Below are 23,606 nucleotides of genomic sequence, written 5' to 3'. Positions count from 1 at the left end.
AGTCAGGAGTGTCACGTCCCATCAATTGGATTGCGCGCGCCCCCATGGACCGTTCCGCTCCGAAAGCCACGCCATCCTCGAATCGCTCTGCGGCGAAGGCGAAGCCCCAACCCCAGGCCACCGGCCTGCGCCCCGACCAGACGGAGGTCTTCGACGGCCTTCTCCTGGCTCTGCTGGCGCGCAAACGGCTGCTGGTGCTGGTCGGCGAGGCCGGGTCCGGACGGGCAGCGGTCTTCCACCAGCTCGTCGAGCAGGTCGGCTCGGACGGGGCGCTGGTGCTTCCGGTCGCCGCGAGCGCCGGGGCGCAGGTGGACGATCTGGTGTCCGCCGCCGGCGACGCCGCCCTGCCGTCGGACAGCGGCGACCGCGATTTCGACACGCTGATCGAGGAGCTGGAGGAGCGGCTGGACCTCGCCGGCACCGGCCTGCTGGCTGTGGAGAACGCCGGCGTGCTGGCCGCCCCGACGCTGGCCGACCTGATCGACCTCACCCGCTCCGAGACGCCGAGCGGGCGTTTCCTCCAGGTCCTGCTCTGCGGCACGCCGGAGATGGAGCGGACCCTGGCCCGCCCCGGGCTGGCCGAGGCGGTGCGCGAGCTTGGCGTGATCTACCGCATGACGCCCGGCGCCGGCCCGTCCGTCACCCCCACCGTCGCCATACCGTCCGCCGGGCCGTCCGCCAGCCCCGTCGCCGGGCCGGTGGCCGCGCCGCCGCGCGCCGCTCCCCCGCCGCCACGCCGGGCGGCGGAGCGCGACGCCAACGACTGGCCGGCCAACGACTGGGACGCGCCGGACGGCTGGACGATCCCGGAGGCCGGCGCCCCGGTCGCCGATCTGCCCGTGAAGCGCCCGCGCCGCCGCGCCGCGCTGGCCGGCGCGGCGATCACCACGCTCATCCTGCTCGGCGCCGCCGGCGCCGGCGTGGCCCTGACCGTTCCCGGAGCCACCCCCGAGCGGGCGCTCGACTACGCCCGGCAGGGCTGGCACGACCTCCGCGGCTTCGTGACGGAGCGGGTGAACCTTCCGTTCGGGCCGTTCGCGGACGAGCCCAGCCTGGGCAGCCGCGGTCCCGACACGCTGGCGGTCGCCCGGCCGCAGAACCCCTATCTCGCCTCCCTCCCCGCCGAGGCGGGGGTGCCGGTCGCCGGCCCGTCGCCGACAGCCCCGACCAGGACGGACGCTCCGCCGCCGGCCGCGCGCAGTGTGGCTGCCCCGCCGGCCGCCCCACCGGCCACGACGCCGACCCCGGCTCCGACCCCGGTCGTGGCAGCGAAGCCGGAGCAGCCGCCCGCCACGCCGGCGGCCCAGGCCCCGAAGCCGCCGGCGGCCGATCCGCTGGCGGTGGAGAACACCACGCCGCCCAAGCCGCGGGCGACGGAATACCGCACGGAGCAGAGCGAAGGCCCGACCGGTTCCGCCACCCTGCCGCCGCTGGTCGACGAGCCGGCGCCCCAGATGGCCGCCCCGGCGATGCCGCAGCCCGCGGCGCCCACGGCGTCCACGCCCTTCTCGGCCAGCGACAACGGCCTGAACCCGCGCGTCCGCACCCTGGTCGATCAGGCCCGCCGGCAGATCGCCGCCAAGCTCCTGACCACACCGCCGAACAACAACGCCTACGAGACGGTGTCGCGGCTGCGCGAGATCGCCCCGGCGACGCCGGAGATCCAGGAACTCCTGACCACCATGGAGGAGACTTACCGCCGCTGGGCCTCGCTGGCGGAGCGTGACGGCAATTGGGACGAGGCGCGGCGCTTCTACGAGCGCGCCCTGATCGTCGCCCCCAACACCGGCGACCTGCGCGACCGCATCAAGGCGGCCGGCGAAGGGCGTGTGCTTCCCGCCGCCAACGCTGCCACCGCCTCCGCGGGTGCCGCCGCGTCCGGCACCCCGTCGGCGCCCCCGGCCAAGGCGGAGGTCCGCCCCGGCCTGGACAGCCGTGACGGCGCCATCGCCCTGATGCACCGCACCGACGAGCTGAAGCGAGCGTTGGACGGCGGCGCCGATCCGAACAAGCGGGTGGACAACGGCAAGACCCTGCTGATGCTGGCCTCGGAACAGGGGCTGACCGACGCGGTGCGGCTGCTGATCGACCGCCGCGCCAAGACGGAGCTGCGCACCGCCGACGGCGCCACCGCGGTGATGTACGCCGCCTGGGGCGGGCACGAGGCGGTCATCCACGCGCTGGCCGCCGCCGGGGCCGAACTCGACGCCACCAACGACGACGGCAAGACCGCCCTGATGGCCGCCGCCGCCCGTGGCCATGAAGGGGTGGTGAAGATCCTGGTCGACCGCGGCGTGTCGGTGGACCGGGTGGCCAGCCACGGCTGGTCGGCCCTGATGTACGCGGCCAACAACGGCCACGACCGCGTGGCCCGGATGCTGGTGGAGCGCGGTGCCAACCCGTTCCGCATGGACACCGCCGGCAACTCCGCCCTCACCCTCGGCGCGCTGCAGGGCCACATGCAGGTGGTCGAGGCGCTGAAGCCGCGCTGAGAGCATCACTTTAAACATGAGAACGGCGGGCGCCCCCGGGACGCCCGCCGTTCTTGCATGTGGACCCTGTCGACCCACTCCCCGAACCGGTTGCCCGTTCAGGCGGCTTTGATCTCCGCCAGGAAGCTTTCGATCTCCTTGCGCAGCGTCTCTGACTGGCGGGCCAGCTCGCCCGACGCGCTCATCACCTGACCGGCGGCCGCCCCCGTCTCGCCGGCGGCCAGCGTGACCTCGGTGATGCTGCCGGAGACCTGATGGGTGCCCGTCGCGGCCTCCTGAACGTTGCGGGAGATCTCGTTGGTCGCAGCGCCCTGCTCCTCGATGGCGGCGGCGATGGCGGTGGAGATGTCGTTGATCTGCCCGATGATGCCGCCGATGGCCGAGATGTCGCGCACCGCGCCGTCGGTCGCGCCCTGGATGGCGGCGATCTGGGCGGCGATCTCGTCGGTCGCCTTGGCGGTCTGGGAGGCGAGATGCTTCACCTCGCCGGCGACGACGGCGAAGCCCTTGCCGGCCTCGCCCGCTCGCGCCGCCTCGATCGTCGCGTTCAGCGCCAGCAGGTTGGTCTGGCTGGCGATGTTGGTGATGAGGCTGACCACCTCGCCGATCTTCTGCGCGGCCTCGACCAGACCCCGCACCGTCTCGTTGGTGCGGTTCGCCTGCGCCACCGCCTGACCGGCGATCTCCGAGGAACGCGACACCTGCGTCGCGATCTCGCGGATCGAGCTGGCCATCTCCTCGGTGGCCGAGGCGACGGTCTGGACATTGGCGCTGGTCTGCTCCGCCGCCGCCTGGACGGCGGTCGCCTGGATGTTGGTCCGCTCGGCCATGGAGGTCATGCTGTGGGCGGTGGCGTCCAGCTCCGAGGCGGCGGCGGCCACCGTGCGCAGGGAGGCCGCGGAGGAGTCCCCGAACCGGTTCACCAGACGCTCGACGGCTTCCGCCCGCCGCTGCTTGGCCGCCTGCTCCGCCGCCTGGGCGGTGGTCAGCCGGTCCGCCTCGATCAGCCCGTCCTTGAAGACCTGGACAGCGCGGGCCATGGCGCCCAGCTCGTCCTTGCGCTGCGCGCCGTCCACGGCGACCGTCAGCTCGCGCCCCGCCAGCCGATTCATCACCGCAGTGAGCTGCTGGATCGGCTTGGAGACGCCGGCGACGATCGCCAACCCCATGAGAGCGCTAAGGACCGCCGCCACCCCGATGGCGATGATGAGCAGGGTCTTGCTCGACCCGTAGGTCGCCTCGCCCTGATCGGCCGCGAGGCGGCCGTTGCGGACGTTGAACTGGCTCAGGTCGCGCATCAGCGCCTGAGCCTTGCGGAACTCGACCCGCGATTCACCCCGGAAGAGCGCGGCGGCCTCGTCGAAGCGATCGGCGCGGGACAGCGGAAGCACCTTCTCCTTGCTCAGGCTTTGGTAGCGCTCCCAATAGCCCATGAGTTTTTGAAACGTCTCTCTCTCATAGCCGGGTGTCACCATCGCCTCGTACTTGCGGGCAGCGTCCTGAAAGTTCTCCAGCGCCGTCGCCAAGGTCTTCTCCTCCTCGGCCTTCTGGGCGGTGTCGGGGGCGAAGATGTGGGCGGACTCCAGGATTCGATAGAACTCGAAATAGTCGGTCAGCCGGGCGATCTCGCCGACGCTCGGCAGCCAGTTGTCGCGGATGTCCTTCCCCGCGTCATTCACCGTCGAAATGCGGTCTATGCTGAAAAGACCCAAGCCGATGATGAACATAACCAGTATGGAAAACGAAGACACGATCTTCGTCTTAATCGTAACGTTCGAGAAAACAGACATCCGACACTCCCTCCACGAATTCACGGGCAAATCAGCGCGCTGTCCTGTGCGAATTTCTGTTTTTATTGATTCTTCCACGCATCGCGAAGGGTGCCACCCGCGATGAACCACGCGATCCCGGCAGGATGGCGGATCACGTGGGAGTTTCTCCAACGCACAGGAACAGCGGTCGCACGCTTGATCTCAAGACGGACTGTTGATGCCTTTTGTCTAGGCCCTTGGCCTTTTTGATATTTGGCACCGCACGCACATACAAATAAGAACTGCGCTTGACCCGCTTTTTATCGCATGAAACAAGTAAATCAGCGGTTAAAACACCTTGAAAGCTCTAATCTTTTTTCTTTTTATTTGTTTCTCCCAGGTTTTTTAAAGTTTCTCGCTTGGGAAGCGTTTATTTCGCCGCCGAGTCACAGGACGCCAACCGATGCCGAACGGGCAAAAAAATAGGCCCGCGGGCGCGATGCGCAGCCGCGGGCCGAACCAGAAAAACGTACCGTTTGGGACGGATCAGAGAGCGGCGAAGCGCGCCAGCATGGCGGCGTGCGAGCGGATGCCGTTGTGCAAGCACTTCACCTCGAACTTCTCGTTGGGCGAGTGGATGCGGTCATCCTCCAGCCCGAAGCCGACGAAGATCGAGTCGAAGCCCAGCGCCTGCCGGATGTAGCCGCCGACCGGGATTGAACCGCCGCTGCCGACCAGCGCCGGCTTGTTGGCGAAGACGTCGCCCAGCCCCGCCATGGCGGCGCGCAGATAGGGGCTGTCGGTCGGCACCTGGACGCCCGGCGAGCGGCCGAACACCTTGATCTCCCACCGTCCGTCAGCTGGTGTGCGCTCCTCCAGGAAGCTCTTGATCCCGGCCAGGATCTTCTCCGGGTCCTGGGCGGGCACGAGGCGGCAGGACAGCTTGGCCGACGCCTTGGAGGCGATGACCGTCTTGGACCCCTCGCCGGTGTAGCCGCCCCAGATGCCGTTGATGTCGCAGGTCGGGCGCGACCACAGCCGCTCCAGCGCGCTGCGCCCGGCCTCGCCCGCCGGGGTCGTCAGCCCGACGCCGGCCAGGAACGCCCCCTCGTCGAAGCCGAGGTCGTGCCACATCGCCTTTTCCTCGTCCGTGGGCTCGGCCACGTCGTCGTAGAAGCCGGGGAAGCGGACGCGGCCGTTCTCGTCGTGGATCTGACCGAGGATGCGGGTCAGCGCGTTGATCGGATTCAGCACCGCGCCGCCGAACATGCCGGAATGCAGGTCGTGGCTCGGCCCATGCAGCGTCGCCTCGACGTAGAGCAGGCCGCGCAGCCGCGTGGTGATGGCCGGGGTGTCGATGTTCCAGGCGTTGGTGTCGGTGATGACGCAGACGTCCGCCTTCAGCTCTTCCGCGTTGGCCTTGAGGAAGGGCAGCAGGTTCGGGCTGCCGGTCTCCTCCTCGCCCTCCAGCAGGACGGTCACGCGGATCGGCAGCGTGCCGTGCACGGCGTGCCAGGCGCGGAACGCCTCGATGAAGGTCATCACCTGGCCCTTGTCGTCCACGGCACCGCGGGCGACGATGCGGCGGCCATGCTCGGCCTCGACGATGGCCGGCTCGAAGGGCGGGCTGTTCCACAGCTCCAGCGGCTCCGCCGGCTGCACGTCGTAATGGCCGTAATAGAGGATGTGCGGCACATCCCCATCGTCGGAGGCGCCGCCCGGCCCCGGGTGATGGGCGACGACCGCGGGATGGCCGGCCGTCTCGCGCACGGAGGCGTCGAAGCCCAGCCCGCTCAGTTCGCGGACCAGCCAGTCGGCGGCGCGGCGCACGTCGCCCTTGTAGGCCGGGTCGGTGCTGACGCTGGGGATGCGCAGCAGATCGCAGAGGCGGCCCAGGGAGTCTTCGAAACTGCGGTCAACCTGCTGGAGAACGGGGTCGGCTGACAGGACGCTCGACATTCGGAACTGCCTTCGGTGTGAATGATGGCAGCGATGGTAGCGCATCGCGCTTGCGCGCCAAGCACCACAAAGCGCAGGGGTGCCATCCTCGCGTGCCCTCCTCGCGACGGCGGGGTTTCCGGTGCCCGCCAGGGGAAGCACAGGATGGCGGAACCGCGGCTCCGCCTTCGCGAGGATGCCCCGGACGGAGGCGTATCAGACGGTGAGATACCGCCGGACCTCGCTCTCCTCCAGCCCGTCGCGGCTGCCCGCCAGCATGACCTCGCCGCGCTCCATCACCGCCCAGTCGTCGGCCAGATCGCGGGCGAACTCGAAATACTGCTCGACCAGCAGGATCGCCATGGTGCCCTTGTCGCGCAGGTAGGAAATGGCCCGCCCGATGTCCTTGATGATGCTGGGCTGAATGCCCTCGGTCGGCTCGTCCAGCACCAGCAGCCGAGGCCGCGTCACCAGCGCCCGCCCGATGGCGAGCTGCTGCTGCTGCCCGCCCGACAGGTCGCCGCCGCGGCGGTCCAGCATGGACTTCAGCACCGGAAACAGCTCGAACACCTCGTCGGGGATCGAGCGGTCGGCGCGCTTCAGCGGCGCGTAGCCGGTCAGCAGATTTTCCCGCACCGTCAGCAACGGAAAAATCTCGCGCCCCTGCGGGACGTAGGCGATGCCGCGCCGCGCCCGCTCCGACGGGGCGAGTTTGGTGATGTCGCCGCCGTCCCAGGCGATGGTGCCGCCGGTCACCGGCTTCAGCCCGACGATGGCGCGCAGCAGCGAGGACTTGCCGACGCCGTTGCGCCCCAGCAGGCAGGTGACCTTTCCCACCTCCGCCGTCAGCGACACGCCGCGCAGCGCCTGCGCCGCGCCGTAATGGAGATCGACAGACCGTACGTCGAGCATGCTTGTTTTCTCCTGAATCCCTTCTCCCCTCCGGGGAGAAGGTTAAGGATGAGGGGGCGGCTGCAGGCCGGAAAAGCTCTGCAATGAGGCTGCGTTTCCGCCCTTCGGGCGCCCCCTCACCCTGACCCTCTCCCCAGAGGGGCGAGGGAAATACATTTGCGTCACCGGCCCAGATAGACGTCGATGACCTGCTTGTTGGCGCTCACCGTGTCGAGGGAGCCCTCGGCCAGCACCGAGCCCTCGTGAAGCACCGTGACCTTCACGCCCAGTTCGCGGACGAAGACCATGTCGTGCTCCACGACGATCACCGAATGCTTGCCGGCGATGTCCTTCAGCAGGTGGGCGGTCTGTTCCGTCTCCGCGTCGGTCATGCCGGCCACCGGCTCGTCGACCAGCAGCAGCTTCGGGTCCTGGGCCAGCAGCATGCCGATCTCCAGCCACTGCTTCTCGCCGTGCGACAGGCTGCCCGCCGGACGGTCGCGCCGCGGCGACAGGCGGGTGATGTCGAGGATCTCCTCGATCCGCGCCCGGTCCTCCCGCGTGGCCGAATAGGTCAGCGTCTTCAGCGGGCGGCGCGGTGCCTTCAGCGACAGCTCCAGATTGTCCCAGACGGTGTGCATCTCGAACACGGTGGGGCGCTGGAACTTGCGGCCGATGCCCAGGTTGGCGATGGCCGGCTCGCGCAGGCTGGTCAGGTCGGTGCGGCCCTCGAACAGGATGGTGCCGGTGTCGGGCCGGGTCTTGCCGGTGATGACGTCCATCATGGTCGTCTTGCCGGCGCCGTTCGGCCCGATGATCGCCCGCATCTCGCCCGGCTCGATGACCAGAGACAGGCTGTTCAGTGCCCGGAACCCGTCGAAGCTGACCGACACGCCGTCCAGATACAGCAGGGTGTCTTCGGTGCTCATGTCTCTCAGACTCCCTTCTGGTCCGCCGGCTTGGCGGTGACCGTGGCGCGCGCCGGCAGCCGGTCGCGGAGCTGCGCCGCCAGACCGAGGATGCCCCTGGGCAGGAACAGGGTGACCAGAACGAACAGGCCGCCCAGCGCGAACAGCCACAGCTCCGGCAGCGCCGCCGTGAAGTAGCTCTTACCGAAATTCACCAGAACCGCGCCCAGCACCGGCCCGGCCAGCGTGCCGCGCCCGCCGACGGCGACCCAGATCACCGCCTCGATGCTGCTGGCGGGGGAGAACTCCGACGGGTTGATGATGCCGACCTGCGGCACGTAGAGCGCGCCCGCCACGCCGGCCATGCAGGCCGACAGCGTCCAGGCGAACAGCTTGTAGCGGTCGGTCTCGTAGCCCAGGAAGCGCACCCGGCTCTCCGCGTCGCGCACGGCGATCAGCACCTTGCCCAGCTTGGACGCCACCACGGCCGAGGCCAGGATGTAGCCGGCCGCCAGCGCCACCACCGTCGCCACGAACAGCCCGACGCGGGTCGAGGCGGCCTGGACGTCGAAGCCCAGGATTTCCTTGAAGTCGGTCAGGCCGTTGTTGCCGCCGAGCCCCATGTCGTTGCGGAAGAAGGCCAGCATCAGCGCGAAGGTCATCGCCTGCGTGATGATCGACAGATAGACGCCGGTGACGCGCGAGCGGAAGGCGAACCAGCCGAAGGCGAAGGCCAGCAGGCCCGGCACCAGCATCACCATGATCGCGGCGAACCAGAACTGGTCGAAGCCGTGCCAGTACCAGGGCAGCTCCGTCCAGTTCAGGAAGACCATGAAGTCCGGCAGGTCGGCGTTGCCGTAGACCCCGCGCGAGCCGATCTGCCGCATCAGGTACATGCCCATGGCGTAGCCGCCGAGCGTGAAGAAGGCGGCGTGCCCCAGCGACAGGATGCCGACGAAGCCCCAGACGAGGTCGAGCGACAGCGCCAGCAGGGCGAAGCACAGATACTTGCCGAGCAGCGCCACCGTGTGGGTGGAGAGGTGCCAGGGCGAGTCCGGGGCGGTGCCCAGCGCCATCACCGGCACCGCCACGGCCAGCACCGCCAGGACGGTCAGCAGCACGCCGGCCTTCTTGTCGAGGCCCATCAGGAAGAAACGGGTCAGCATCGGATCAGGCCTCCACCGCCCGGCCCTTCAGCGCGAACAGGCCGCGCGGACGCCGTTGGATGAACAGGATGATGAAGATCAGCACCAGGATCTTGCCCAGCACCGCGCCCGCGTAGGGCTCCAGGAACTTGTTGACGCCGCCGAGCGCCAGCGCGCCGACCAGCGTGCCCCACAGGTTGCCGACACCGCCGAACACCACGACCATGAAGCTGTCGATGATGTAGCCCTGGCCCAGGTTGGGGCTGACATTGTCGATCTGGCTCAGCGCCACCCCGGCCAGCCCGGCGATGCCGGAGCCGAGCCCGAAGGTCAGCGCGTCCACCCGCGCGGTGCGGATGCCCATGGCGTTGGCCATGCTGCGGTTCTGGGTGACGGCGCGGATGCTCAGCCCGAACCAGGTCTTGCGCAGCGCCACCAGCAGCGCGCCGAAGACGAGGAAGGCGAAGACGACGATCCACAGCCGTCCGTAGGTGATGGTCAGCCCACCCAGCTCGAAGGCGCCGGACATCCAGGAGGGCGCGCCGACCTCGCGGTTCGTCGGCCCGAAGATGGAGCGCACCGCCTGCTGGAGCGCCAGCGACAGGCCCCAGGTCGCCAGCAGCGTTTCCAGCGGGCGCCCGTAGAGCCAGCGGATCACGCTGCGCTCAATGGCGACGCCGACCGCGCCGGACACCAGGAAGGCGACCGGCAGCGCCACCAGGATGGAAAAATCGAACAGGCCCGGCGCCCACTGGCGGAAGGCCTCCTGCACCAGGAAGGTGGCGTAGGCGCCGATCATCACCATCTCGCCATGCGCCATGTTGATGACGCCCATGACGCCGAAGGTGACGGCCAGCCCGATCGCCGCCAGCAGCAGCACCGAGCCGAGCGACAGGCCGTACCATAGGTTTTGCGCGGCACCCCACAGGGCGAGCCGCTGCTCGACGGACGCGATGGCCTTCGTCGCGGCGTCCTTCACCGCGTCGCTTCCCGTGTTGGCAGCGCCGTTCAGCAGGGCCCGCGCGTCCTGGTCGCCGCGCTCCTGAAGCACCGCGACGGCGGCGATCTTGTCGGCGTCGGGCGCGTCCCCGGCCAGCAGGACGGAGGCCCGCGCCTGGGTCATCGCGCGGCGCACGCGCTCGTCGGTTTCCTTGGCCAGCGCCGTGTTCAGCGCGTCCAGCGCGTTGGCGTCGCGGCTTTTGAACACCGCCTCGGCGGCCTGCCGGCGCGTGTTGGCGTCGGGGCTCATCAGGGTGAGCGCGCCGAGCGTCGCGCTGATCGTGCGGCGCAGGGCGTTGTTGATGCGGATTTTCTCGACCGCGTTGCGGTCCGCCTCGCCCAGCGCGGCGCCGGTCAGCGGGTCGGTCAGGGCGTAGCCGTTGCCGGCGCGCTTGGCGACGACCACGGCGCCGTCCGCCTTGCGGATGTGCAGGTCGCCGGCCTGAAGGGCCTCGATCACCGGCACGACGGCGGGATCGCCCGTCTCGGCCAGCCCGGCGATGGCCTTTTCGGTCTCGGCGTAGCTGCCGGCGCCCAAACCGCGGACCAGCGGTGCCAGATCGGCGGCGAAGGAGGCAGGAGCGGCCAGCGCCAGAAACGCGGCCAGCAGCCAGCAGAATGCGCGGTGCATCGCGGTTCCTGTGATGTGTCGGAAGTCGTTATTCTAAAAGAGGGCGTTGCCCCCACCCTTCCCGCTTCGCGGGCCCCTTCCCTCCCCCGCTGGGCGGGAGAGGGAGCAATCCCCTCCCCCGCGAGAGCGGGGGAGGGTTAGGGAGGGGGCACCACGCAGCCAGTCACCAAGAAGCGTTCAGACGGTCCTCACGACCCCTTGCCGCCGCACTTGCCGGTCTTCACGTTGAAGTTGCCGCAGGACATCGGGGCGCGCCAATCGGAGATCAGGTCCTTGCTGTCCGGCAGGAAGTCCGACCACTCGTCGCCGACCACGAGGCCGGGCGTCTTGGAGACGGTCTCGAACTGGCCGTTCTCCTGCACCTCGCCGATCAGCACCGGCTTGGTGATGTGGTGGTTCGGCAGCATGGCCGAATAGCCGCCGGTCAGGTTGGGGACGGACACGCCGACGAGGCTGTCGATCACCGCGTTGCTGTCGGTGGTGCCGGCCTTCTCGACCGCCTTCACCCACATGTTGAAGCCGATGTAGTGGGCCTCCATCGGGTCGTTGGTGACGCGCTTGTCGTTCTTGGTGAAGGCCTGCCACTTCTTGATGAAGTCGCTGTTTTCCGGCGTGTCCACCGACATGAAGTAGTTCCAGGCGGCGAGATGCCCGACCAGCGGCTTGGTGTCGATGCCGGCCAGTTCCTCCTCACCCACGGAGAAGGCGACGACCGGGATGTCCTGCGCCTTGACGCCCTGGTTGCCCAGCTCCTTGTAGAAGGGGACGTTGGCGTCGCCGTTGATGGTCGAGACGACGGCGGTCTTCTTGCCGGCCGAGCCGAACTTCTTGATGTCGGCGACGATGTTCTGCCAGTCGGAATGGCCGAACGGGGTGTAGTTGATCATGATGTCCTCGGACTTCACGCCCTTGGACTTCAGGTAGGTTTCCAGGATCTTGTTGGTCGTGCGCGGGTAGACGTAGTCGGTGCCGGCCAGCACCCAGCGCTGCACGCCTTCCTTTTCCGCCAGATAGTCGACGGCGGGGATCGCCTGCTGGTTCGGGGCGGCGCCGGTGTAGAAGACGTTGCGCGAGGACTCCTCGCCCTCATACTGCACCGGGTAGAACAGGACGCTGTTCAGCTCCTCGAACACCGGCAGGACGGACTTGCGGCTGACCGAGGTCCAGCAGCCGAACACCGCGGCCACCTTGTCCTTGCTGATCAGCTCGCGCGCCTTCTCGGCGAACAGGGGCCAGTTGGAGGCGGGATCGACGACGACCGGCTCCAGCTTCTTGCCGAGAACGCCGCCCTTCTTGTTCTGCTCTTCGATGAGCATCAGCATGACGTCCTTCAGCGTGGTCTCGCTGATCGCCATGGTGCCCGACAGGGAATGGAGGATGCCGACCTTGATGGTGTCCTGGGCCGACGCCGGGGCGGCGAAGCCCGCGGCGAACGTGACGGCAAGGCCGGCGGCCGCCGCAAGGGTGCGACCGGTCTTGAAGCCCGACTGGAACCCCGTCTTCAACATTGTGAATACCCCCCGTTCTTTGGTCTGACGCCCGCCTCAGGCGTCACGGGGGTATCCTTCGCAAATGTGATGCCACGGCCGGTCGGCAGGAGGGCCGTTCAAGGAATCCGCAGCGATTTGCAGCCCAGTATTCGCTTACGAATTATGCATGCCCGCCTTTTTATGATCGAATTTTACTCATTTCTGCCGAAATGGCTGATTTTTAGGCAGCCATTCACACCGAAGACCGATGCCGTTCGACACAGACCGCCAGCACCTCATCCAAAGGTCGTGCCCACCAGCGGCGCGAGAATATTTCGACCTCGGAATAGCCTTGGAATCCAACGGCTTCCACCCAACCACGGATCATTGGTATATCAATCATTCCGTCACCCATCATGCCCCGGTCCTCCAGCAGGTCGGCGGTCGGCACCAGCCAATCGCACACATGGAAGGCACACAGGCGATTCCGGCCCGCCCGGCGGATCTGCGCCTCCAGTTCCGGGTCCCACCAGACGTGGTAGACGTCCGCCGCGACACCCAGCGCGCCGGTCCCCTGCGGGTCCAGCCGGTCGCAAAGGTCGAGCGCTTGGCCCATCGTGTTCACGCAGGCGCGGTCGGCGGCGTACATCGGGTGCAGCGGCTCGATGGCGAGCGGCATCCCGGCGCCGCGGGCGTGCTCCAGCAGTTCGGCGATGCCATCCTCGACCTGGGCGCGGGCCAGCGCGATGTCCTTGGACGGCGGGGAGCCGGGGCGCGAGAATTGCGGCAGCCCGCCGACCACCAGCACGAGGCAGGGGGCGCCCAGCGCCACCGCCTCGTCCACCGCGCGGCGGTTGTCGTCGCGCACCTCGGCGCGGCGGTCGGGATCGGCGGGGAACATGCCGCCGCGGCAGTAGCCGGACAGCTCCAGCCCCAGCTCCTTTACGGCCCGCACGGCGCGGTCCAGCCCCACCGCGGCCACCTGATCCCGCCAGGGCGAGACGGCGCGGATGCCCTGGCGGGCGCAGGCGTCGAAGATCTGCAGCAGGTCGCCCTGCTTGCGCACCGTGGCCGTGTTGATGGACAGCCAGCGATGATCGCCGGAGAAGTCGCGCATGATCGTGGTCCTTTCCGTTCTCGCCCCCTCTCCCCTCTGGGGAGAGGGCTGGGGTGAGGGGGTCCCGCGATGCCTGAGCGTACGGTCCCCCGAGAACCCCCTCACCCGGCGCCTTCGGCACCCCCCTCTCCCCAGAGGGGAGAGGGGCTTATCCCCTCACACCGCCTCGATGCCGCGGACGGCCAGGACGTCGGCCATGCGCCACACCGCCTCCTCCGGGTCGCGCAGCAGTCCGGCCTTGTCGGCCAACCGGAAAATCTCGGCCAGATGCAGGGTGGAGCGCGTGCCCTCCTGCCCGCCGATCATCGTGAAATGGTCCTGGTGGCCGTTCATGTAGGCCATGAAGACCACCCCGGTCTTGTAGAAGCGGGTCGGCGCCTTGAAGATGTGGCGGGACAGCGGGACGGTGGGCTCCAGGATGTCGTGGAAACGCCCCTCCTCGCCCGCCGCCAGCTCGGCCAAGGCCGCCGCCGCCGCCGGGGCGATGGCGTCGAAGATGCCCAGCAGAGCGTCGGAATGGCCCTCCGCGTCGCCGGCGATCAGCTCCGCGTAATTGAAGTCGTCGCCGGTGTACATGCGCACGCCGGGAGCCAGACGGCGGCGCATGACGATCTCCTTGTCCTTGTCCAGCAGGGAGATCTTCACCCCGTCGACCTTGGCCGCGAAGTCGTTGATGATGCCGACCGCCGTGTCGAGCGCCACCGGGAAGTCGTTGGTCCCCCAGTAGCCGGCCAGCGCCGGGTCGAACATGTCGCCCAGCCAGTGGAGGATCACCGGCTGGCGCACCTGGGACAGGATGCGGCTGTAGACGCGGACATAGTCGTCCGGCCCCTTGGCGACGCGGGCGAGCGCACGCGACGCCATCAGGATCACCCGCCCGCCAAGGTCCTCGACCGCGGCGACCTGCGTCTCGTAGGCGCGGATCACGTCGTCGAGGGAGCGGGCGTCCTCCGGCGCCAGATGGTCGGTGCCGGCCCCGCAGGCGATCAGCGCGTTGCCGCGCGCCTTCGCCGCGGTCAGGGAGCGCCGGATCAGCTCCAGCGAGGCGTTCCAGTCCAGCCCCATGCCGCGCTGCGCGGTGTCCATCGCCTCGGCCACGCCGAAGCCGAGGTCCCACAAATGCTCGCGGAAGGCGATGGTCCGGTCCCAGTCGATGGCCGGGGTCAGCCAGGGGTCGTTGTCGGCCAGCGGGTCCGCCACCATGTGGGCGGCGGCATAGGCCACGCGGTTCAAGGGCCGGTCGGTGCGGGCGGGGAAGCCGCGCGCCGGGGCGACCTCGTAGGTCTCCAACGACCGGTCGGCGCGCGGCAGCTTGATGGTCAGTGCCATGGACAAGGCCCTCCGGTCAGGCGGTCAGCGAGGGAACGTCGACCCAGCGGCGCTCCTTCCAGCTCTTCAGCGCGGCCTCGACGAGCTGCACGCCCTTGGCGCCCTCGATCAGGCCATGGTCGAAGGGGGCGTCCTCGACGACGTGGCGGATGAAGGATTCCCACTGCGTCTTGAAGCCGTTGTCGGTCGGCTGGTTGTCAGGCACCGGCTGCCACGTCGCGTAGAAGTCCATGGTCTGCTTCTGGTCCGGGTTCCACACCGGGCGCGGCGTGCCCTGGCGCGGCTGGATCACGCAGTCGCTCAAGCCCGCGACGGCCGAGCCGTGGGTGCCGTCCACCTGGAAGGTCACCAGATCGTCGCGGTACACCCGCGTCGCCCAGGAGGAGTTGATGTGGGCGATGACCCCGCCCTCCAGCTCGAAGGTGGCGTAGGCCGCGTCGTCGGCGGTGGCCTGATAGCGCTTGCCCTGCTCGTCCCAGCGCTCCGGGATGTGGATGGCGCCGAGGCAGGAGACGCTCTTGACCTGCCCGAACAGGTTGTCGAGCACGTAGCGCCAGTGGCAGACCATGTCGAGGATGATGCCGCCGCCGTCCTCCTCCCGGTAGTTCCAGGAGGGGCGCTGCGCCGGCTGCCAGTCGCCCTCGAACACCCAATAGCCGAACTCGCCGCGCACCGAGAGAATCTTCCCGAAGAAGCCGCTGTCGCGCAGCATCCTCAGCTTCTGCAGGCCGGGCAGGAACAGCTTGTCCTGCACGGTGCCGTTCTTCACCCCGGCCTCCTCGGCCAGCCGGACGACGCGCAGCGCCTCCTCCAGGTTGGTGGCGATGGGCTTCTCGCAATAGACGTGCTTGCCGGCGCGGATCGCCGCCTCCAGCAGCGTCGGCCGCATCTGGGTGGTGCCGGCGTCGAAGAAGATCGTGTCGTCGGGGTTCGCCAGGGCCGCGTCCAGATTGTCGGTCCAGCGCTCCACCCCGTGGCGCTGGGCCAGCTCGCGGATCTTCTCAGCGTTGCGCCCGACCAGGATGGGGTCCGGCATGACGCGGGACCCGTCGGACAGCGTGACGCCGCCTTGCGCCCGGATGGCGAGGATCGACCGGATCAGGTGCTGGTTCATGCCCATGCGGCCGGTCACGCCATGCATGATGATACCAAGGCGCTTCGTGCTCATGTCGGGGACTCCCTAGGGGATTATTCGTTCTGCAGAGGGGACAGGCGGTCCCACCGGGGCTGCGCCGCGCTGGCGAAGCCGGGGACGGCCAGGGTTTCGGTCGGCAGGCTGCCGCCCGCCGTGGCGAGGCGGACGGTGCCGTCCCGCCGGGTGTAGAAGCCGGGATGCGCGTCGAGGAAGGCGTCGGCCTCCGGCGCTCCGTCGAAGCCGTTGCCGTACTGGTGGCCGTTGCGCTCCGCGTCGGCGATGCCAAGCAGCGCGACCAGCGCCGTGTCCTGCTGCACCGCCAACCCGGCCTGACAGGTCAGGTCCTCCGCGGCGATGAAGTGCGGCGCGCCCCAGGCCGCGCAGCGCGCCCGGTTGAGGACGGCCTTGTAGAGACCCTTGCAAGACTTCGACGACACGCCGCGGTAACCGGCGGCGCGGGCGCGCGGGAAGGCGTCGTAGCCGTCGTCGGACTCGTCGATGATGAAGGGGATGCGCTCCGCCACCGCGCCCAGCGGCGCCTCCAGCGCGCGCTCCCGCGCCACCGGCTGTTCGATGTAGAGCAGGCGTCCGCGCAACCCGGCCAGCGCCGGCTGGCGCTCCAGCCCGTCCAGGAAGGCGGCGAGGGCGGCGGAGTCCGCGTATTGTTCGTTGCCGTCCAGCGTGGCGCGGTAGTCGCCCGCCGCCGCGTCCAGCACGCCGGCGATCTCGGCCAAGCGCGCCAGGTCGGCGGACGGATCGCCGCCCAGCTTGATCTTGAAGCGGCCCAGCCGCTCCCGCGCCAGCAGGTCGCGCAGGGACTCCGGCTCGTCGAGCAGCCCGACCGTGTGGCGGAGCGCCACGGAGGTTCGCGGCTCCAGCCCGCCGAGGAAGCCGTCCAGGTCGAAGCCCGCCAGATCCGGCGTCAGCCGCGCGTCGATCCCGGCGCGGTTCGCCTTCATACCGGTGAAGAAATCCGTGTCCAGGACCCGCAACAGCCCGTCCAGCACCGCCTTGTCGATCAGCGCCGGCCCGTAGGCGGCGGTCAGGTCGGGCAGCCCGGCGGCGCGGCAGGCCGCCCGCTGCGTCTCGTAGGCCGCCGCGTGCTGGCCGAAGGCGGTGTCGGCGCGGTCCGTCCGGTAGGCGTCGCGGGCGAGGCGCAGGGAGCGGCGCAGGCCGTCCACCGTCTCGTCCGGGCTGCGGTCCGGGCGCTTGTCGAACCACTTCGGCATCATCATCTCGGCGGTGCCGCCCCACGCCTCGCCGACGCCCTCCACATGGACCAGAGCGCGGACGAAGGCCTGGGGAGCCGCCTCAACCGTCACGCTGCCGAAGCGGAAGGGCTTCACGAAGCGGACGGGGCGTTCATGGAGGTGGATGGCGCGGATCGTGAGGAGGGGTGCGGGTGCGGATGCGGTGCCCCCACCCTTCCCGCTTCGCGGGCCCCTTCCCTCCCCCGCTTCGCGGGAGAGGGTGTCATTCCCCTCCCTCGCCAAAGGCGGGGGAGGGTCAGGGAGGGGGAAATCCTTCGCCATCACCGCCCCCCTCAGTCCAGATGCCCTTGGGCGTTGAAATGCGCCCGGATGCGCTGGGTCAGCTCGATGAAGACGGGGTGCCCCATGACATCCAGCGAGCGCGGGCGGGGCAGCGGCACCTCATAGGTCGCGGCGATGGCGCCGGGACGCTCCGACATCACCATCACCCGGTCGGCCAGGAACACCGCCTCGGGGATCGAGTGGGTGATCAGCAGAACCGTCTTGCCCGTCTCGTGCTGGATGCGCTGCAGCTCGACGTTCATCTTCTCCCGCGTCATGGCGTCGAGCGCGCCGAACGGCTCGTCCATCAGCAGGATCTTCGGGTCATGGACCAGCGCCCGGCAGAGCGAGGCGCGCTGCTGCATGCCGCCGGAGAGCTGCCAGGGGTACTTGTTCTCGAACCCCTCCAGCCCGGTCATGCGGATCAGGGCGCGGGCGCGCTCCAGGTACTTGTCGCGCGGCAAGCCGCGCACCTCCACCGGCATCATGATGTTGCGCAGCACCGTCCGCCAGGCGAGCAGCACCGGGCTCTGGAACACGATGCCCACGTCGTCGTGCGGCTCGGTCACCGTGGTGCCTTCGATGGTGATGGCACCCTCGCTGACGGGCAGCAGCCCGGCGACCAGCTTCAGCAGCGTGGACTTGCCGCAGCCGGACGGGCCGACGACCACCAGGAACTCGCCGTCCCGCACGTCGAAGGTGATCGGGCGCAGGGACGGCACCTCCCCGTCGCGGCTGCGGTAGGTCTTGGTCACGCCGTCGATCTGGATCAAGGTCTTTTGCGACAGGCGGGCCGTTTCGGCCGATCCGACGACTTTCAACTGGGGCTGAGCCATGTCCCTGCTCTCCTGTCCGTCCGGCCTCACTGGCCCGCCGCGGCGGGATCGGGGAGGAAGTCGCGGGTGTAGAAGGCCTTCGGGTTCTTCTTCGCCGCGGCGTCCAGACCGCCGTACTCGACCAGCAGGTCCACGGTCTCGGCCATGTTGGCGTCGGTGACGCGGAAGGGCCGCTGCCCCTTGGTCTCCGCCGTACGGTAGAGCGGCGTGGTCAGCTCGAAGCCCTCCAGCAGGGTGGCTTCCTGGCCGCCCTTGGGGTTGGCCTTGAGGATGGCGGCCACGGCCTCCTTGGGGTTCTTCTCCGCCCCTTCGACCGCCTTGGTCGTCGCGGCCATGAAGCGCTTCACGAGGTCGGGCTTGTCCTTCAGCGTCTCGGTGTGGGCGATGATGCCGGAGGAGACCATGTTGACGCCGTAGTCGGCGAAGCGGATCGGCGTCACCGACTTGCCGGTGGCGTCCTTGATCTTCATGCTCTGGTCCATGACGTAACCCAGCAGCAGGTCCGCCTGCCCGTTGATGACGGCGTTCAGCTTGGTCTGGGCGTCGCCCGACACGACGCGGAAGTCGCTGTCCTTCAGGCCGGTCTTCTTCAGGAACAGCGGCCAGATCTGGGACATGCTGTCGCCCGGCGTCATGGCGACGGTCTTTCCCTTGATGTCCTCGGGCTTGCGGATGTTCTTGTCCGTGAAGCCCATGGCCGACATCGGGCTGGTCTGGAGCAGCACGCCGGGCGAGGTGACCGGAGCGCCCTTCACCGCCGCCTTCATCATGGTCGGTACGTCGACGTAGCCGAAATCGACGGTCTTCGCGGCCACCGCCTGGGTCGTCACCGCGGACCCGCGGCCCTCCTGGATTTCCAGGTCGATGCCCTCGGCCTCGTACAGGCCCTTGTCCTTGCCGTAGTAGAAGGGGGCGTGCTCGCCATACACGTACCAGTTCAGCATCAGCACGACCTTGTCCGCGGCCTGGGCCGGAAGCGTCGTGGCGGTGAGGGCGCAGAGCGCCGCGAAGAGCGTCCGTTTCATCTCGTCTCCTCCCGAAGTATGTCCGGCGTCGCTGTTGGTTTTGTGGTCGGCGTTACGACGTCGGGATGTAGTTGTGGCGTTGGCTCGCGTGCCAGGGGATGGCGAGCCGCTCGATCACGTCGATGACCCAGAAAAGCACCACCCCGATCAGCGCCAGCACCACCAGGGCCGCGAACATCAGGGGAAGTTCGAAATTGCCGATGGAGCGCTGCAGGACGAAGCCGATGCCGGAATTCGCCCCGACGAACTCGCCCACCACGGCGCCCACCACGGCCAGCGTGATCGACACCTTCAGGCCGGCGAAGATGGCCGGCAGGGCGTGCGGCAGGCTGACCATGCGGAAGGTCTGAAGGCGCGTCGCCTTCATGGACTTGGCGAGGTCCATCATGTCGCCATCCACCGACTTGAAGCCCTGCACCGCCGACACGACGATGGGGAAGAAAGCCAGCAGGAAGGCGGAAATCACCTTGGGCAGCAGCCCGAAGCCGAACCACACCACGAACAGCGGCGCGATGGCGACCTTCGGGATCGACTGCGAGAAGACCAGCAGCGGGTAGACGTAGGATTCCACCGTCTTCGACCCGGCGATCAGCATGGCGATGGGAATGCCGAACAGCACCGACAGGGCGAAGCCGCCCAAGGTCGCCAGCGTGGTCGGCACGGACGCCGCCAGAAGCTGGTCCCAATCCGCGGCGAGGGCCAAGGCCACGTCGCCGGGTTTCGGTATCAGATAGGGCGGGATCGCGAAGATCCGCACCGACAGGTCCCACAGGACGGTCAGGACCACCAGGAACAGCACCGGCCGGAACCAGCCGGAATTGAGCAGACGCAGCAGCGTGGCACCCGCCCCGCCCCGTCGCGCCGCCGTTCCCGAAGCGGGACCGCCACGGGACGTCGTCCCATGAGCCGCCGCATCGACAGCCATCGCTCCTCCTCCCCCGGTCGTTGCGGCGCCGACGTGAGGCGCTCTTTTAACCGGCTGGTTAAAAGTAAGCCCGGCACGGCAAAGCGGTCAACCCTGCCAAAGAGGTAGGACGGATGGTCAGGTATGCGGATTATTCATGATGAAACTACTGGAGGCTTCAGAGCCGCAGCGACGACAGGATCAGCTCCACCATATGGTCCAGCCGCTCCGCCTTGGCCTCCTCGGCCAGCAGGTCGCGGCCGAAGATGACCGACAGGGTGTGGACGTTGGACAGGTAGAAGTAGGACTGCCCGGCTATGGAGATGTAGAGCTGCACCGGGTCCACCCCCGTCCGGAAGATCCCGGTGGCGACGCCGCGCGCCAGCACATCGGCGATCATCTGCACGAAGGGCGAATGCATGGCGTGCACCTTGTCGGAAGTCTTCAGCAGCTCCGCCCGATGCAGATTCTCGATGTTCAGCAACGCCATGAACTCGGGATGGTCGAGGAAATACTGCCAAGTGAAGTGGATCAGCCGGGCGATGGCGGCGGGCGGGTCCAGCGTCTCCAGGCTCAGCGTGCGTTCGGTGGCGCGGATGTGCGCGTAGGCGCCCTCCAGCACCGCCAGATACAGGCTCTCCTTGTTGCCGACATGGTAGTAGAGCATGCGCTTGTTGGTGCCGGCGACCTCGGCGATCCGCTCCACGCGGGCGCCGCCCAGCCCATGGCGCGCGAACTCCTCCGTCGCGGCGGCGAGGATGCGCGCGCGGGTGCCCTCCGGGTCGCGGGTGACCTTCGCGGGCTTGGCCGGCTTGATTGGGGCCGGCTTGATTGGGACCGGCTTGGCTGCGGAAAGGCTCTTCTTCGGGTCGCTCAGCGTGTCCATCCAGGCCGGTCCTCGCATGGCGCGGCCGGAGGGCGAGCCGCAATGCGTTCCAATGTGGAGCATATCAGCCGAAACGGAAAGACGAAGCGGCGCTACCGACTCAAGAGCGTCGCGCCGCGCCAGATGCCCGGCTGCATCGCGCCGGTGGCGTCGATGGCCGCCCCCGGACCGTCCTGGATGCCGCCGCGGAACTGCCCGACATGGCGGGTGCCGCCGCGCATCGACAGCTCGCCCGGTCCCGCCGGAAGCCGGTCCACCACCACGCCGTTGAACCGATCTCCGTTGGTGAAGGCCAACTCGCCATGACCGTCCACCCGGCCCTGACGGACCTCGCCCGTGTAGGAATCGCCGTTGGCGAAGCGGTAGACGCCCGGCCCGTTCGGCACGGCGTTCACGAAGGTCCCTTCGAAGCGGTCGCCGGACGGAAAGCCCAGAACGCCGTAGCCGGACATCTGGTCGTCCTTCCACTCCCCCTCATAGACCTGACCGTTGGCGAAGCGGTAGACGCCGACGCCGTTGCGGCTGATCGTGCCCTGAAGGGAGAAGTTCCCCAGCCCGCGGTTCCACGATCCCTCATAGACGTCGCCGTTGGGGAAGCGGTGCACCCCATAGCCCGACTCCCCACCGCGGGCCTGACCGGCGGCGCGGCGGGCGGCGGACTGGGCCTCGCGCGCCTTCGCCTCGGCCCCACGCCCGGCGGTGGCGGAGCGCGACGCGCGGGCGGCGGCGTTGCGGCCCGCCTGCACCGCGTCGCGGTAGGGTTCGGCCAGCCCGGCAAGGACCGGGTCCGCCCCGGAGGCGGAGCGCCCCGCGGCGCTCTCCCCGCTGCTGTCCGGAAGGGCGGCCAGCCGCGTCGGACCAGTCGTTCCGGACAGCGCGCCGGCCACCGGATCGACATCGTTGCGGACCACCGTGGGCGGCGGATAGGCGCTGGGCGCCGCTCCGCCCGCAGCACCACCCATGGACACCGCCTCGCCCGACCGGCCCGCCAGCGTCCCGGTGGTGACGTAGCCCTCCTGCCCCGACGAATCCCGCACCAGCACCCAGCCGGAGTCGGGCGCCGCCTGAAGCAGCGTCACCCGCTGCCCCTGCTCCAGATCGCGCAGGCTGCGCGCGCCCAGCACCGGGCGGGCGAACAGGTTGGCGTCGCGCGCCACCGTGTAGACGCCGGGCGCCAGGACGGCCGGCTGGGATTGCGTCGGCGGCTGGGGCTGGGCCGGCGGCTGGGCGGCGGCCACCGGCACCTCCTCCGGCTTGGCGAGGTTGCTGGAGAAGGCGAAGCCGGTCTTCCCGTCTTGCTCGACGCGCAGCCAGCCGCCGTTCCGCCGGGTCCGCCCGGTCACCGTGACCTCGCTGTCGTGACGCAACGTGCCGACGACCGCCGCCTTGGTGTCGGGACCGGCGCGCAGGTTGGTGTCGCGCGCCACCACCCGCTTCTCGTTCAGCGGGTCCACCTCGACCTCGGCGACCGCCGGGGCGGCGGGTTTCTCCTCCGCCTTCTGCGGCAGCGGCTTGGGTTCGATCAGCTTGGGTTCGGCCGGCTTCGCCTCGGGGGCCGCCACCATAGCGGGCGGCGCCTCCTCCGTTCGGGCAACGACCGGCGCGCGCGGGCCGGGCACCAGCACGAGATCGGAACCCAGCCGGTCCTGCAGCCAGGGGTGCTGTGTCCCGCGGGTGCGCCCGACGACGGTGCGGGCGACTTCGGCCAGCGCGTCGCGCAGCGGCACGCCCGGCTTGACCATCTCCTGCGCCAGAGCGGTCGAGAAGGCGTCGGCCCCTTTGCCGGACGCCGTGGCGGGCGGGGTGCCGGGCCGGTGCGAGTAGACGACGAACAGGTTGTCGAGCGCCGCCGGAGCGGCCAGCGCCGGCTTGACGGACCGCCCCTCTTCGCCCATCGCCGAGGCCAGCCGGTCGGCCAGCGGGTGGGCGGGCACCGGGTCGAACACGGCGACGGCCTTGCGCCCGCTGCGCTGGATCTCCTTCAGCGCATAGTCCAGCTCGATGGTGTCGAAGATCACGTCGTATTCGGAACCGGGCTTGGCGTCCACCGGCACCAGGAAGCCCTTGGCCGACAGGCTCAGCGCCACGCCGGAGTAGTAGAGGAAGCCCAGGTCGGCCTGCCCCAGCGCGTCCTGGAAGCGGGACAGCGCCGCGACCATGCCGCGGTGGTCGAGGTTCTCGGCGGCGGTGACGGTGAAGCCGGCGCGGCGCAGCGCGTCGGCAACGACCGCCGCGTTGGCGCCCACCCCGGCGGCCGGGCCGCCCTCCTGGTACTGCGCGTTGCCGATCACCAGCGCGACGCGCTTGTCGTCGGCGAACGCCTGGGGGGCAAAGGCGGTGTTCGCCGTCACCAGGACCAGCGCAACAGTCCAAACGGCGCTCCGGGGCCAGCGCAGCACGTCGATACCCTCCACTTGATCGTCTCTTTGACCACCCCTTTAGGGAGTCGAGGGCTGCGGCGGCTGTAACGAATTTGGTCGAAGCCGCCAGCGGCCTCACTTTATCGGGCCGTCCGGTCCGCGGATCGCCAAGCCCTGAACAGCCAAGTCTAGCGCATTGGCCCAACACCGATTTCTGCAATTTCGAGGGCGCCGCAGTCCCATCCGCAGACGGTGCGT

17 protein-coding genes are annotated in these 23,606 nt (G+C 69.1%); 1 reads left to right on the top strand and 16 read right to left on the bottom strand.

What is annotated here, in order from left to right; genetic code table 11:
* Positions 1-44: 44 nt before the first annotated feature.
* Positions 45-2,492 carry an ankyrin repeat domain-containing protein gene (locus FBZ83_RS06715; RefSeq protein WP_145681606.1) on the top strand — a complete coding sequence of 816 codons (2,448 nt, stop codon included), beginning with the start codon at positions 45-47 and terminating at the stop codon, positions 2,490-2,492.
* 98 nt (positions 2,493-2,590) lie between these two features.
* Here FBZ83_RS06715 and FBZ83_RS06710 read toward each other — a convergent pair whose 3' ends face one another.
* From FBZ83_RS06710 to FBZ83_RS06635, 16 genes are all read right to left on the bottom strand, one after another.
* Entirely contained in the window at positions 2,591-4,282 is a 1,692-nt protein-coding gene (locus tag FBZ83_RS06710) for a methyl-accepting chemotaxis protein (protein WP_145681604.1), read from the bottom strand.
* Positions 4,283-4,789: 507 nt separating this feature from the next.
* Positions 4,790-6,202 (bottom strand): M20/M25/M40 family metallo-hydrolase, encoded by a 1,413-nt coding sequence (locus FBZ83_RS06705; protein ID WP_145681602.1) that lies wholly within the window; start codon positions 6,200-6,202, stop codon positions 4,790-4,792.
* 195 nt (positions 6,203-6,397) lie between these two features.
* Complete coding sequence (urtE, locus tag FBZ83_RS06700; protein ID WP_094306347.1) at positions 6,398-7,093, bottom strand: urea ABC transporter ATP-binding subunit UrtE; 696 nt, start codon at positions 7,091-7,093, stop codon at positions 6,398-6,400.
* A gap of 161 nt (positions 7,094-7,254) precedes the next feature.
* Positions 7,255-8,001 (bottom strand): urea ABC transporter ATP-binding protein UrtD, encoded by a 747-nt coding sequence (urtD, locus tag FBZ83_RS06695; protein WP_035675131.1) that lies wholly within the window; start codon positions 7,999-8,001, stop codon positions 7,255-7,257.
* Positions 8,002-8,006: 5 nt separating this feature from the next.
* Complete coding sequence (gene urtC, locus FBZ83_RS06690) at positions 8,007-9,146, bottom strand: urea ABC transporter permease subunit UrtC (protein WP_145681600.1); 1,140 nt, start codon at positions 9,144-9,146, stop codon at positions 8,007-8,009.
* A gap of 4 nt (positions 9,147-9,150) precedes the next feature.
* Positions 9,151-10,755 (bottom strand): urea ABC transporter permease subunit UrtB, encoded by a 1,605-nt coding sequence (gene urtB / locus FBZ83_RS06685; protein WP_145681598.1) that lies wholly within the window; start codon positions 10,753-10,755, stop codon positions 9,151-9,153.
* A 188-nt stretch (positions 10,756-10,943) separates the two neighbouring features.
* Positions 10,944-12,263 carry an urea ABC transporter substrate-binding protein gene (gene urtA / locus FBZ83_RS06680; protein WP_145681597.1) on the bottom strand — a complete coding sequence of 440 codons (1,320 nt, stop codon included), beginning with the start codon at positions 12,261-12,263 and terminating at the stop codon, positions 10,944-10,946.
* Positions 12,264-12,477: 214 nt separating this feature from the next.
* Positions 12,478-13,341, bottom strand: coding sequence for a sugar phosphate isomerase/epimerase family protein (locus FBZ83_RS06675; RefSeq protein WP_145681596.1), 864 nt, complete (start codon positions 13,339-13,341; stop codon positions 12,478-12,480).
* A 156-nt stretch (positions 13,342-13,497) separates the two neighbouring features.
* Positions 13,498-14,670 (bottom strand): dihydrodipicolinate synthase family protein, encoded by a 1,173-nt coding sequence (locus FBZ83_RS06670; RefSeq protein WP_145681595.1) that lies wholly within the window; start codon positions 14,668-14,670, stop codon positions 13,498-13,500.
* A gap of 16 nt (positions 14,671-14,686) precedes the next feature.
* Positions 14,687-15,838 (bottom strand): Gfo/Idh/MocA family protein, encoded by a 1,152-nt coding sequence (locus FBZ83_RS06665; protein ID WP_145681594.1) that lies wholly within the window; start codon positions 15,836-15,838, stop codon positions 14,687-14,689.
* 20 nt (positions 15,839-15,858) lie between these two features.
* On the bottom strand, positions 15,859-17,151 hold the full coding sequence (locus tag FBZ83_RS06660) for a hypothetical protein (RefSeq protein ID WP_145681593.1): 1,293 nt from the start codon (positions 17,149-17,151) through the stop codon (positions 15,859-15,861).
* A 197-nt stretch (positions 17,152-17,348) separates the two neighbouring features.
* Positions 17,349-18,173, bottom strand: a complete 825-nt coding sequence (locus tag FBZ83_RS06655; protein WP_035675144.1) for an ABC transporter ATP-binding protein — start codon at positions 18,171-18,173, stop codon at positions 17,349-17,351.
* A gap of 26 nt (positions 18,174-18,199) precedes the next feature.
* On the bottom strand, positions 18,200-19,198 hold the full coding sequence (locus FBZ83_RS06650; protein ID WP_035675146.1) for an ABC transporter substrate-binding protein: 999 nt from the start codon (positions 19,196-19,198) through the stop codon (positions 18,200-18,202).
* A gap of 52 nt (positions 19,199-19,250) precedes the next feature.
* Positions 19,251-20,123 (bottom strand): ABC transporter permease, encoded by an 873-nt coding sequence (locus tag FBZ83_RS06645; RefSeq protein ID WP_211101626.1) that lies wholly within the window; start codon positions 20,121-20,123, stop codon positions 19,251-19,253.
* Positions 20,124-20,280: 157 nt separating this feature from the next.
* A complete protein-coding gene (locus FBZ83_RS06640; RefSeq protein ID WP_145681592.1) occupies positions 20,281-20,988 on the bottom strand; it encodes a TetR/AcrR family transcriptional regulator in 708 nt (235 codons plus the stop codon).
* A gap of 92 nt (positions 20,989-21,080) precedes the next feature.
* Entirely contained in the window at positions 21,081-23,402 is a 2,322-nt protein-coding gene (locus FBZ83_RS06635; protein ID WP_145681591.1) for an SH3 domain-containing protein, read from the bottom strand.
* Positions 23,403-23,606 lie beyond the last annotated feature (204 nt).

This window comes from Azospirillum brasilense, from assembly GCF_007827815.1.
Lineage (GTDB): Bacteria > Pseudomonadota > Alphaproteobacteria > Azospirillales > Azospirillaceae > Azospirillum > Azospirillum brasilense_C.
This window is presented reverse-complemented; position numbering and strand designations above follow the sequence as displayed.